General features: G+C 30.0%; 12 protein-coding genes. 6 read left to right on the top strand and 6 right to left on the bottom strand.

Annotation, left to right across the window (positions count from 1 at the left end):
- The first annotated feature begins 1 nt into the window (after position 1).
- The 4 genes from BWR22_RS05780 to BWR22_RS05765 all read left to right on the top strand — a co-directional run bounded on the left by BWR22_RS05780 (position 2) and on the right by BWR22_RS05765 (position 3,202).
- The gene (locus BWR22_RS05780) at positions 2 to 796 is read left to right on the top strand and encodes an ABC transporter ATP-binding protein (protein WP_076732485.1); all 795 of its coding nucleotides are present in this window, start codon (positions 2 to 4) and stop codon (positions 794 to 796) included.
- Between the two features lie 72 nt (positions 797 to 868).
- The gene (locus BWR22_RS05775; protein ID WP_076732483.1) at positions 869 to 2,254 is read left to right on the top strand and encodes a DNA recombination protein RmuC; all 1,386 of its coding nucleotides are present in this window, start codon (positions 869 to 871) and stop codon (positions 2,252 to 2,254) included.
- A gap of 29 nt (positions 2,255 to 2,283) precedes the next feature.
- Positions 2,284 to 2,640 carry a 6-phosphogluconate dehydrogenase gene (locus tag BWR22_RS05770; protein WP_076732480.1) on the top strand — a complete coding sequence of 119 codons (357 nt, stop codon included), beginning with the start codon at positions 2,284 to 2,286 and terminating at the stop codon, positions 2,638 to 2,640.
- A gap of 4 nt (positions 2,641 to 2,644) precedes the next feature.
- Positions 2,645 to 3,202, top strand: a complete 558-nt coding sequence (locus BWR22_RS05765) for an acyl-CoA thioesterase (RefSeq protein WP_076732478.1) — start codon at positions 2,645 to 2,647, stop codon at positions 3,200 to 3,202.
- 47 nt (positions 3,203 to 3,249) lie between these two features.
- Here the strand turns inward: BWR22_RS05765 and BWR22_RS05760 are convergent, their stop codons facing one another.
- The 3 genes from BWR22_RS05760 to rpmH all read right to left on the bottom strand — a co-directional run bounded on the left by BWR22_RS05760 (position 3,250) and on the right by rpmH (position 7,089).
- Positions 3,250 to 3,870, bottom strand: a complete 621-nt coding sequence (locus BWR22_RS05760; RefSeq protein WP_083678212.1) for a T9SS type A sorting domain-containing protein — start codon at positions 3,868 to 3,870, stop codon at positions 3,250 to 3,252.
- A gap of 104 nt (positions 3,871 to 3,974) precedes the next feature.
- Positions 3,975 to 6,827 (bottom strand): carbamoyl-phosphate synthase large subunit, encoded by a 2,853-nt coding sequence (gene carB, locus BWR22_RS05755; protein WP_076732471.1) that lies wholly within the window; start codon positions 6,825 to 6,827, stop codon positions 3,975 to 3,977.
- A 100-nt stretch (positions 6,828 to 6,927) separates the two neighbouring features.
- The gene (rpmH, locus tag BWR22_RS05750; protein WP_034059443.1) at positions 6,928 to 7,089 is read right to left on the bottom strand and encodes a 50S ribosomal protein L34; all 162 of its coding nucleotides are present in this window, start codon (positions 7,087 to 7,089) and stop codon (positions 6,928 to 6,930) included.
- Between the two features lie 303 nt (positions 7,090 to 7,392).
- Here rpmH and BWR22_RS05745 point away from each other — a divergent pair, with 303 nt between their 5' ends.
- Positions 7,393 to 7,977, top strand: a complete 585-nt coding sequence (locus BWR22_RS05745) for a hypothetical protein (protein WP_076732469.1) — start codon at positions 7,393 to 7,395, stop codon at positions 7,975 to 7,977.
- 52 nt (positions 7,978 to 8,029) lie between these two features.
- Here BWR22_RS05745 and cls read toward each other — a convergent pair whose 3' ends face one another.
- From cls to BWR22_RS05730, 3 genes are read right to left on the bottom strand one after another with little or no spacing between them, the layout of a single operon-like run.
- Positions 8,030 to 9,490 carry a cardiolipin synthase gene (gene cls, locus BWR22_RS05740; RefSeq protein ID WP_076732466.1) on the bottom strand — a complete coding sequence of 487 codons (1,461 nt, stop codon included), beginning with the start codon at positions 9,488 to 9,490 and terminating at the stop codon, positions 8,030 to 8,032.
- Positions 9,491 to 10,420, bottom strand: coding sequence for a lytic transglycosylase domain-containing protein (locus BWR22_RS05735; protein ID WP_076732463.1), 930 nt, complete (start codon positions 10,418 to 10,420; stop codon positions 9,491 to 9,493). It abuts the gene before it with no gap.
- Positions 10,421 to 10,463: 43 nt separating this feature from the next.
- Positions 10,464 to 11,135, bottom strand: a complete 672-nt coding sequence (locus BWR22_RS05730; RefSeq protein WP_076732460.1) for an alpha/beta hydrolase family protein — start codon at positions 11,133 to 11,135, stop codon at positions 10,464 to 10,466.
- A 122-nt stretch (positions 11,136 to 11,257) separates the two neighbouring features.
- Between BWR22_RS05730 and BWR22_RS05725 the strand changes: the two genes are divergently transcribed.
- Positions 11,258 to 11,554 (top strand): N-acetyltransferase, encoded by a 297-nt coding sequence (locus tag BWR22_RS05725; protein ID WP_076732457.1) that lies wholly within the window; start codon positions 11,258 to 11,260, stop codon positions 11,552 to 11,554.
- The last annotated feature ends 44 nt before the right edge of the window (positions 11,555 to 11,598 follow it).

Genomic DNA, 11,598 nt, shown 5'->3' with positions numbered 1-11,598 from the left:
CATGGCTAAAGAAACTAAAAATATAATTTTAGAAACCAAAAACTTATCTATTGGTTACAAGTCTAAAAAGACCGAAAATACTATTGCTTCAAATATAAATATAGCACTTAAACAAGGTGAATTAATAGCTTTAGTTGGTGCAAACGGTATTGGCAAATCTACTTTACTACGCACACTTACTAATGTACAACCAAAATTAAATGGCGCTATAACTATTAACGCTAAACCGTTGCAAGATTATGCACAGGTTGAACTTGCAAAAGTGCTAAGTTTGGTTTTAACCGAAACAGTATCATCTAAAAACCTTTCTGTATTCGAACTTATTGCACTTGGCAGACAACCATATACCAATTGGGTTGGAAATCTATCTAAAAACGATATAGACATTGTAAACAAAGCCATTGCACAAACAAATATTGAAGAATTAAAACAGAAAAAATGCTTTGAATTAAGCGACGGACAATTACAAAAGGTAATGATTGCGCGTGCTTTAGCACAAGATACATCACTAATTATTTTAGATGAGCCAACCACACATTTAGATATGTACCACAAAGCATACATTTTAAAATTGCTTCAAAAATTGGCTAAAGAAACTGGTAAAACCATATTATTTTCTTCTCACGAAATAGATTTAGCTATTCAGCTTTGCGATAATTTAATTGTCTTGAGCCATAACAGTTGTATGCAAAACACACCAGAACAACTTATAAATCAAGGTGCATTTAACACTTTGTTTCCAAACGATTTAATAGTTTTCGACCAAACAACAAAAAGTTTTAGAGTAAAGAAATAATAGAAAACTATTACCTTGTTTCTACCTCTTACAACTAAAAAAATTATCTTTGATAAAATTCAATAAAAATAAATGAACGACAACATCATTCTCATAATTGCCATACTAATCGCTGCTATAATTGGTGCATATTTAGGCATGTTATTCACTAAACTTAAAAGTAAGAGTGAAAAAAGTACTTTAGAAGAACGTAATGCTAATTTACAACAGCAGTTTAATGATTTTAAGCAATTTTCGGAAACTGAAAACCAAAAACAGAATCAGAATTTCGAAAATAAAATAGAAGAATTAAAGACGTCGCTTTCTAAAATTGAAGCTGAACGTGAAGAGATTAGACGTGAAAAAGACTTTTTAAGTACCGAACTAGCTAGAAGAAATACAGAATACGAAAACCTTCAAAAGCTAAATTTAAAAAGAGATGAAGAGTTAGAAGAACGCCAAAAACAACTGCGTACAGATTTTGAAAACTTAGCAAATAAAATTTTAGATGCTAAATCTGAAAAATTTACACTTCAGAATAAAGAAAACATAAAGAATATATTAAATCCGCTACAAGAGAAAATTCAAATTTTCGAAAAGAAAGTAGACGATACACACAAGGAAAACTTTGGTTTACATTCTGCTTTAAAAACCCAATTAGAAGGTTTAAAAGAGCTTAATCAACAAATGACAAAAGAAGCTACAAACCTTACTAAAGCATTAAAAGGAGACAATAAAATGCAAGGTAATTGGGGAGAACTTGTTTTAGAACGTGTACTCGAAAAATCTGGTTTAGAAAAAGACAGAGAATACTACGTACAACAAAGTTTTACACGCGAAGATGGTACAAGAGTATTGCCAGATGTTGTGTTGCATTTACCAAACAACAAACGTATGATTATAGATAGTAAAGTATCTTTAATTGATTATGAGCGTTTTGTAAATGCCGAAATGGAAGACAGAAGTCAATATTTAAAGGCTCATATCAATTCTATTAAAAAGCATGTAGACCAATTATCAGACAAGAATTATCAAGATTTATACGATATAGAATCTCCAGATTTTGTATTACTTTTTATACCTATAGAACCTGCATTTGCTATTGCAATTAATGAAGACAATTCACTATATAACAAAGCTTTTGAGCGTAATATTGTAATTGTTACACCTTCTACTCTATTAGCTACATTACGTACTATAGATACGATGTGGAATAACGAAAAACAACAACAAAACGCTATTGAAATTGCAAAACAAGCTGGTTCTTTATACGATAAGTTTGAAGGTTTAGTAAGTGATTTAATGGGTGTTGGCAAAAAAATAGATGCTGCTAAAACAGATTATTCTGCTGCCATGAATAAACTTGTTGAAGGTAAAGGAAACCTTGTTGGACGTGTAGAAAAACTAAAGAAAATGGGTGCTAAAGCAAAAAAAGCATTACCAGAAGCTATTATAAAACGTGCAAACGAAGAAGACTAAACACCTAAAATTAACTAACATAAAATTATATGAAATTTTTAATTAAAACACTTATAGTCATACTGCTAATAATAGCAGGTTATTTTGCTTTTGTTTATTTTGTAACTTACAGCGAAGGTGTTAGAGCTGGAGAATTAGTTAAGTTTAGTAAAAAAGGTGTTTTATTTAAAACTTGGGAAGGCGAAATTAGCCAAGGTGTTAGTGAAGCACAAATATTTAAATTCTCGGTAGAAGATGGAGAAACTCAAGTTATAGAAGACTTAAATAAATACCAAGGTCGTTTAGTAAAACTAAGTTATTTTGAGCGTTACAAAACTTTATTTTGGTTAGGAGACACACACTATTTTGTAACTAAGGTAGAGCTTAACACAACAGAAAACCAGTAACATTATGCCAAACTATATTAAAGTAGATAATTCACGTATTACCATTTCGGAGTTAATGGTGCCAGCACACACAAATTTTAGTGGGAAAGTTCATGGTGGTTATATATTAAGCTTAATGGACCAAATAGCATTTGCTTGTGCAAGTAAACATTCTAAAACATACTGTGTAACAGCATCTGTAGATACTGTAGATTTTTTAAACCCAATAGAAGTTGGTGAGTTAGTTACTATGAAAGCTTCTGTAAATTATGTAGGTAGAACCTCAATGGTTGTTGGTATTAGAGTAGAATCTGAAAACATACAAACAGGAGAAAAAAAACATTGTAATTCTTCTTATTTTACAATGGTTGCAAAAGATGAAAATGGAAAATCTGTTGAAGTTCCTGGCTTAATTTTAAACGATAAAAACGAAGTAAAACGTTATTTAAAAGCCATTAAACGAAATGAAACTAAAAGAACCAGACAGGCAGAATTTAACGATCAAAATTTTTCACATCACAACTACTTAGATCAACTTAAAGATTTAAAAGTGAAAATAGAATTACCTGATAATTTTAAATAAAAAAGCACTTTAAATTAAAGCACTTTTTTTTCATTTTAATATAAAATCTAAAGCTTTACAAAACGCTTAGTTAATTTTATATCTTGATTATCTGATGTTAAGCGTACCAAATACATGCCGCTTTTCCATTTACTAATATTTAATTTTGTATTTAAGCCATTTAAATATTCACTGTAAACACGTTTTCCTAGCAAATCAAAAACTTCTAATTGTAGTTCATCACTTAATGTTGGTATATTAATATTCATTTCATTATTTCCTGGATTTGGAAAAATTGAAAACTTAGTTGGTGTTTCAAATTGTTGTACTCCTAATGTACCTTCTGGAACAACTGTTATTGTCCCAAACATATTTCCAGAATGTGGTTGACAAACAAAATCTGTAGATCCTAAATTTGTAAAAGTATAAGAAAAATTGACACCTGGCGTACTGGTTGTAGCACCACTATTAAAAGTTTCTGTTCCTCCAGAAGACACAACATTATGAGAACCCGAAGCGTACCAATTCCACTCTACCGTATCTCCTATTTCTATAGTTCTATCTGTATTAGCGTTACCAGAAGCACTTGGATTAGAACCAAAACTCCAATCTATTGTAACGGTTTCAACTTGTGCCGCTAAACTTAGAGACATAGTTATGCTTAAAATAAAGAGTAATTTTTTCATCATATTAAGTACATTTATTTATCTAAAAGTACAAAAAAATAATAAAAAAAGCACAGGTTTTAAAAAATAAAAACCTGTGCTTCAGTTAATTAAAAAATTTAATAAGCTTATTTACTTAAATACATTTTACGTCTTGAGTATAAATTGTAGAATTCATCGTCTTTTAAATCGTCTATAAATAAGATGCTTTCTCCAGTACTTTTCATTTCTGGACCTAATTTTTTATTTACATTATGAAACTTATTAAAAGAGAATACTGGTTGCTTAATTGCATATCCATTTAACTTTGGATTAAAGTTAAAATCAGTAATTTTTTTCTCGCCTAACATTACTTTAGTTGCAAAGTTAACATAAGGTTCTCCATAAGCTTTAGCTATAAAAGGTACCGTTCTAGAAGCTCTTGGGTTGGCTTCAATAATATAAACCTTATCATCTTTAACAGCAAATTGTATGTTTATTAAACCTACTGTATTTAATGCTAAAGCAATCTTTTTTGTATGGTCTTTAATTTGTTGCATTACTAAATCTCCTAAGTTAAAAGGAGGTAATAAAGAGTTACTGTCTCCAGAGTGAATACCACATGGTTCAATATGCTCCATAATACCAATAATGTATACATTTTCTCCATCGCAAATGGCATCTGCTTCAGCTTCAATGGCACCATCTAAATAATGGTCTAACAACAGTTGGTTTCCTGGCATACGACTTAATAAGTCTACTACATGCTTTTCAAGTTCTTCTTTATTAATAACAATTTTCATGCCTTGACCTCCAAGTACGTATGATGGCCTTACTAGAATTGGAAAATCTAAAACATCTGCTATTGCAGAAGCTTCGTCTGCTGTTGTAGCAATATCAAATTCTGGATAAGGAATTTCTAATTCTTTTAATAAAGTAGAAAAACGACCTCTATCTTCGGCCAAATCTAATGCTTCAAAACTAGTACCTAATATTTTTACACCGTAACGTTCTAGTTTTTCGGCTAATTTTAAAGCGGTTTGACCACCAAGTTGTACTATTACACCTTCTGGTTTTTCATGCTTAATTATATCGTAAATATGTTCCCAGAATACTGGTTCAAAATATAATTTATCTGCTGTATCAAAATCTGTAGAAACAGTTTCTGGATTACAGTTAATCATGATGGTTTCGTAGCCACATTCTGCAGCAGCTAATACACCATGAACACAACAGTAATCGAACTCGATACCTTGCCCAATACGGTTTGGACCAGATCCTAAAACAATAACTTTTTTCTTATCTGTAACAATACTCTCGTTTTCTGCTTGACGTACACCATCTACTGTTTCAACATCGTTTTCAAATGTTGAGTAATAATAAGGTGTTTTTGCTTCAAACTCTGCTGCACAGGTATCTACCAGTTTATAAACACGATTAATATTTAATTCTTCACGTTTATTATATACTTCACTTTCTAAACAGCCTAACATGTGAGCTATTTGTCTGTCTCCGTAACCTTTTTGCTTTGCTTCTAGTAATAAATCTTTTTGTATAGTATCTATTGTAAAGGTTGAGATTTCTTTTTCAATAAAGTATAACTCTTCATATTGCTTTAAAAACCACATATCAATTTTAGTGATTTCATGAATACGACTTAATGGAATTCCCATTTGAATGGCATCATAAATAGCAAATACACGATCCCAACTAGCATGTGTTAATTTATCTATAATCTGGTCGTAGTTTTTATAACCTTTACCATCTGCACCTAAACCATTACGCTTAATTTCTAGCGATTGTGTTGCTTTGTGTAAGGCCTCTTGGAAACTTCGTCCAATTCCCATTACTTCTCCAACAGATTTCATTTGTAAACCTAAAGTTCTGTCTGATCCTTCAAACTTATCAAAATTCCAACGTGGTATTTTTACAATTACGTAATCTAAAGTTGGCTCGAATAAAGCAGATGTAGATTTAGTAATTTGGTTTTCAAGTTCATCTAAATGATAACCTAATGCTAATTTAGCTGCTACTTTTGCAATAGGATATCCTGTTGCCTTACTTGCTAAAGCAGAAGAACGTGATACACGCGGATTAATCTCGATTGCAATAATGTCTTCTTTTTCATCTGGACTTACAGCAAATTGTACATTACAACCTCCTGCAAAGTCTCCAATATTACGCATCATATGGATAGCCATATCACGCATTTTTTGGTATGTTTTATCACTTAATGTTATTGCTGGAGCAACCGTAATTGAGTCTCCTGTATGAATACCAATAGGATCCATATTTTCAATGGCACAAATAATAACAACGTTATCATTAGAGTCTCTAAGTAACTCTAACTCGTATTCTTTCCAGCCAATTAAGGCCTTATCTATCATAACTTCGTGAATTGGAGAAATCTCTAAACCACGAGTTAAAAGCTCATCAAAATCTTCTTCTTTATATACAAAAGAAGCTCCTGCTCCACCTAAAGTAAAAGATGCTCTAATAATTAATGGGAAACCAAATTCTTGAGCAATTTCTTTTCCTTTTAAATAAGAGGTTGCTGTAGCTTGTGGCGCCATAGGAATACCAATATCAAGCATTAACTCTCTAAACTTCTCTCTATCTTCGGTAATATTTATGGCATCGATATTAACACCAATAATTTCTACATCAAAATCTTTCCAGATACCTTTTTCATCTGCTTCAATACATAAATTTAAAGCAGTTTGTCCTCCCATAGTAGGTAAAACAGCATCAATTTGTGGATGCTTTTTAAGTATTTCTATTAGAGATTTTGTAGTAAGAGGTAACAAATATACATGATCTGCCATTGAAGGATCCGTCATGATAGTTGCTGGGTTAGAATTTATTAAAATAGTTTCTATTCCGTCTTCTCTTAACGAGCGTAAAGCTTGAGTTCCAGAGTAGTCGAATTCACAGGCTTGTCCAATTATAATAGGACCTGAGCCAATAATAAGTATTGATTTTAATTTAGAGTTCTTTGGCATTGTTATTAATTATTATGTGGTGCAAAAATAGTAAAACTTAGATACAAAAAAAGGCGTTACACCTAAGTAACGCCTTTAATATATTAACAATTGTTAATCATTATTTTTTATGTCTAGTTTCAGTTGAAACAGATAATTTCTTTCTTCCTTTTGCTCTTCTACGAGCTAATACCTTTCTACCATTAGCAGAAGCCATTCTTTCTCTAAAACCATGTTTATTTCTTCTCTTTCTTTTCGATGGCTGAAACGTTCTTTTTGGCATTGTCTTATTTTTTTAAATCTGAATTGTAAAATCTATCTCATTTTTGTTTTGAGCATTCCCCAAAACTGAGCGCAAATATACAACGACTTTTTTATTTAGCAAACCTTATTTAAAAAATATTTTATTATGATTTGTTTTCTTAGCAAAAATAAAGGCTTTTGCAAGAAAATAAGGGTATAATAACGTATAATTACATTTTTTAACTAAGGATATTTCAGAAAAATTGAGTTTCTTTGCAGTCTTAAAACAGAAAAATAACGCTAGAAATATGTAGAGCGTTATTAAAACAATAAATATATAACAATGTATAATAAAGTATTTAAATTAATAATTGCAGGTTTAATTTTAGCTACTGCTATTTGGCAGTTTACAGAAGGTGGTATTGGAAACGGTATCATGCTTATTTTTTTAGCTTTAATTTTTGTGTTTCTATATTTTAAAAATGAATTTATTTTACTTGCCTTTTTAAAATTGCGTAAACAAGATTTTCCTGGTGCTCAAAAATGGCTTAATAAAATTAAAAATCCAGAAGCAGCCTTAGTAACTAAACAACAAGGTTACTTTAATTATCTGCAAGGTATTATGGTTTCTCAAACCGATATGAATCTTGCTGAAAAACACTTTAAAAAAGCTGTAAATTTAGGTTTAAGTATGGACCAAGATATGGCAATGGCAAAATTAAACTTAGCCGGAATAGCTTTTTCTAAAAGAAGAAAACAAGAAGCTACTATATTAATTAATGAAGCTCAAAAACTAGACAAAAACAACATGTTAAAAGAGCAAATTAAAGAAATGAAAGCAAACATGAAACGTGCACAAGGAGCACCAAACCAACATTTTGGACAAGGTGGCTCTATGAGAGCGCAGCGTAGAGCATCGCGCAGATAAGTTTTATTAAAATATTTTTACTAAAAGCTCACGATTGTGAGCTTTTTTTATTTTATAATAATGGCGCCCAAAGCTTACAATAAGCTTCTTTTAATTTTTGAATTTTAGATCTATTTTTCCATTCTTCAGGATCCATTTCTATTGCATCTTTTAAATCTTCCATAAAAATAGATTTTAACTCTTTACTTTTATCTTTATCGTAAATAACAGCGTTAATTTCGAAATTGATATTAAAACTTCTATAATCTAAGTTTGAAGTTCCTATTGTAGAAAACACATTATCTACAACCATTGTTTTTGCATGAATAAATCCTTTTGTGTAACGATATACTTTAATGTTTGCGTTAAACAAACGTTGTAAATAAGAGTTTGTAGCATGTTTAGCAATAATAGAATCGCTTTCGTCTGGAATAAGTAGTCTAACATCTATACCACTACGAGAAGCAATTTGTAATGCCATAATAATCTCATCGTTTGGAATAAAGTAAGGTGTTGTTAAATAAACATAATCGTCTGCAGTAGTAATTGCAAAGAAAATAACATCCATAATATTAGACCAATCTGTATCTGGACCACTAGCAGCAATTTGCACCGCTACTGTATCTTTACATTTTTTATTTGGAAAATATTCTTTTGATAGATCTTCTATTTTAGAGTCTGACACAAACTGCCAATTGGTTAAAAACTGTACTTGCAAAGTTATTACTGCCTCACCTTCTAATCGAATATGTGTATCTCTCCAATATAATTTTTTACCTGGTTTATTTACATAATCGTCTGCAACATTTATACCTCCCACATAACCTATAGCACCATCGATTATGGCAATTTTTCTATGGTTACGGTAATTCATTCTACCAGTAAATTTTGGAAATAAAACTGGCATAAAAGAATAAAACTCGACACCTGCGCTTTTTAATTGGTGTTTCATTTTTCGAGAAATACTTGCACCAACATCATCTACACTTAAACGTACTTCTAGACCTTCTTTTGCTTTTTCACATAATAAATTTAATAACTGTGTACCAATATCGTCATCTTTAACAATGTAATATTCTATATGTAAATGGTGTTTTGCTTTTTTTATATCCTCAAATAATCGTTTAAACTTATTTTCACCATTTTTAATAATTTCTACACTATTGCATCTTGTTAATGGTGCTTTATCGCTTTTTTGGAGTAATTGTGCTAAACGAATTTTATCTTCAAGAAAATCGTCTTGTAGTTCTTTTAACTGCTTATTATTTTGTTCTAAATCTTCATTTAAAGATTTTATAATTTTTTGATTTAAAACATTTTTACGGTTAAATATTTTATTCTTTCTATATTCTTGACCAAATAAATAATAAACCAAAAGTCCTAAAAAAGGAAAAAACACTAACACAATAATATATGTTAGTGTTTTTGTTGGATTTAAATTTCTAAAAAGTATTGTAATTACTGCAGAAATTGCAAGTAAATAATTAATTGAAATTATTATTACAAACCAATTATTTTTTAAAAATTCTATCATTTATGGAGTTGTAGAATAATAACCTTTTTCAGGTATATCTATAAAATATTGTTTTCTAGACGCATTATTAAGTTTGTTTTCTCGTAACCAAGGATTATGAATTTTTAATATTTTATAGTTAATTCCCATATCCTTTGCAAACTGAGCAAAATCTGTAACAGCAGTATCTACAGCCACTTTATATGTTGGTATCGCAGAATACAAATCTTTAGTTCTAAAGTTAAAACCATATTTTGCAGGATTAGATAAAATCTCTTTTAAAGCTATTATTCTAAAAACATAACGTCCGGTTTCTTCACCTAAAAGCAAATCGTAATAATTATCTACTTTTTGTTCTTCTAATCGTCTTGAAACACCATAATTTCCGGCATTGTAAGCAGCAGCAGCATTTGTCCAAGAACCTAAACGTTCTTTAGATTTTTTTAAATAATCGCAAGCTACTTGGGTTGCCATTTCTAAATTGTAACGCTCATCTACATTACTATTTACTTCTAATCCATTTTCTTTACCAGTAGCTTTCATAATTTGCCAAAATCCACTTGCTCCAGCAGGAGAACGCGCATTTGTTAATCCGCTTTCTATTACTGCTAAGTATTTAAAATCATCTGGAATACCGTTTTTTGCTAAAATAGGTTCTATAATAGGAAAATATTTTTGAGCACGTTTAAACATTAGCAAGCCATTAGATTGCCAATAGGTGTTTACTAACAACTCTTTATCCATACGTTCTAATATATCCGGATTTTCTAAAGGTACGCGCTCTCCTGCAAAATCTAAATAATCTGGTACTTGTAAGGCATAAACATTATAATCGTTAATAATTTTCTTTTCTAAATTCTCATCTGTTGGTGCTTCTTGTAAAGCATTAATAAATAATAATCCTAAGCATACAAGACCAATACCTGCCAATACTTTTTGTGCAATTTTCATCATCATTTCGTTTTTTATAAATTTATAATAATTTAATTAAAAATTATTCTTTTTCACCTAAAATTAACTTTGGTAAATTTTCGTTAAACCATTTGTATTTATCTATTATCATAATATGTGTTCCATTTTTTACAGTAATACAATTTGTTATGCAATTGTGCGGAAACACTTTGTCTTTTTCTCCATGAATATGAATGGCTTCTGGAATGACTTTATCTTGCTCCCAATTAATAACTTGCTCTATAGACCAATCTAAATAATATTTATCATTAACAGAAAGATATTTTTTATATAAATCTATACGTTTTTTAATTAAATCTCCAAACGAAAATTTTGCCAATAAATCGAGGTTACTTGCTAATTGTGTTGGTAATAACTTATATGCTTTAGTTGTTTTTAAAATTTTAAATCTATTAGGAAGCTCATGCTTAGTTTTTACACTAGAGACTACAAACAATTTCCTTAATTTAATATGTTTACTCATCTCTTGCACTAAAATACCTCCAAAAGAGACGCCTAATAGCACAATATTTTCATGTTTAATATTATTAATCATCCTTAAAGCATAATTACTTAATGTTTCATTTTTAATAGGAATTTCCCATGTAAGTTTATGTAATTGAAACTGATCTTTGGGAAGCGAAATATTATCAAAAATTGAAGGATTAGCCGCCATGCCAGGCATTAAATAAACATGTATTATATCTTGACTCATAAGCTTTTAACAGTAATTAATAATCACTTAAGGATAATTTTACGTATTTTTGTAATGCGTAAAGCTATAAAATAGATGGCACTATTTTTGCTCCCTTAACAATAAATTAAACTTATTATAATATGACTGATGCTGCTGAACTAGTTGACAATGATTTTCTACGTCAATTCGAATTAAAAACCGGGAATGATTTTGCTAAAATTGAATATTCTTTACAAGAACGAAAGATATTTTTAACAAAATTAATTATTCCTGAAGAAGTTACAGACCAAAACTTTGCCGGAAATTTTTTAAAATTGGTTTTTGAAAATGTTGAAGAACGCAACCTAAGTGTTGTACCTACAAGTCCTGAAATTGCTAAGTTTATTAGGCGTAATAGGCAGTATAAAAAATTACTACCTGTTGGATTAAGAATATAATTTATAGATAAACAAAATTAAAACTGAAATTAACGTTTCAGGTT

The sequence above is a fragment of the Lacinutrix venerupis genome (assembly GCF_001971745.1).
GTDB classification, from domain to species: domain Bacteria; phylum Bacteroidota; class Bacteroidia; order Flavobacteriales; family Flavobacteriaceae; genus Lacinutrix; species Lacinutrix venerupis.
This window is presented reverse-complemented; position numbering and strand designations above follow the sequence as displayed.

Excerpts from the sequence above, each read along its gene's own strand:
- BWR22_RS05730 (WP_076732460.1), bottom strand. The coding sequence starts at position 11,135 with ATGAGTCAAGATATAATACATGTTTATTTAATGCCTGGCATGGCGGCT.
- BWR22_RS05725 (WP_076732457.1), top strand. The coding sequence starts at position 11,258 with ATGACTGATGCTGCTGAACTAGTTGACAATGATTTTCTACGTCAATTC.
- BWR22_RS05735 (WP_076732463.1), bottom strand. The coding sequence starts at position 10,420 with ATGAAAATTGCACAAAAAGTATTGGCAGGTATTGGTCTTGTATGCTTA.
- BWR22_RS05780 (WP_076732485.1), top strand. The coding sequence starts at position 2 with ATGGCTAAAGAAACTAAAAATATAATTTTAGAAACCAAAAACTTATCT.
- carB (WP_076732471.1), bottom strand. The coding sequence starts at position 6,827 with ATGCCAAAGAACTCTAAATTAAAATCAATACTTATTATTGGCTCAGGT.
- BWR22_RS05775 (WP_076732483.1), top strand. The coding sequence starts at position 869 with ATGAACGACAACATCATTCTCATAATTGCCATACTAATCGCTGCTATA.
- BWR22_RS05760 (WP_083678212.1), bottom strand. The coding sequence starts at position 3,870 with ATGATGAAAAAATTACTCTTTATTTTAAGCATAACTATGTCTCTAAGT.
- cls (WP_076732466.1), bottom strand. The coding sequence starts at position 9,490 with ATGATAGAATTTTTAAAAAATAATTGGTTTGTAATAATAATTTCAATT.
- rpmH (WP_034059443.1), bottom strand. The coding sequence starts at position 7,089 with ATGCCAAAAAGAACGTTTCAGCCATCGAAAAGAAAGAGAAGAAATAAA.
- BWR22_RS05765 (WP_076732478.1), top strand. The coding sequence starts at position 2,645 with ATGCCAAACTATATTAAAGTAGATAATTCACGTATTACCATTTCGGAG.
- BWR22_RS05770 (WP_076732480.1), top strand. The coding sequence starts at position 2,284 with ATGAAATTTTTAATTAAAACACTTATAGTCATACTGCTAATAATAGCA.
- BWR22_RS05745 (WP_076732469.1), top strand. The coding sequence starts at position 7,393 with ATGTATAATAAAGTATTTAAATTAATAATTGCAGGTTTAATTTTAGCT.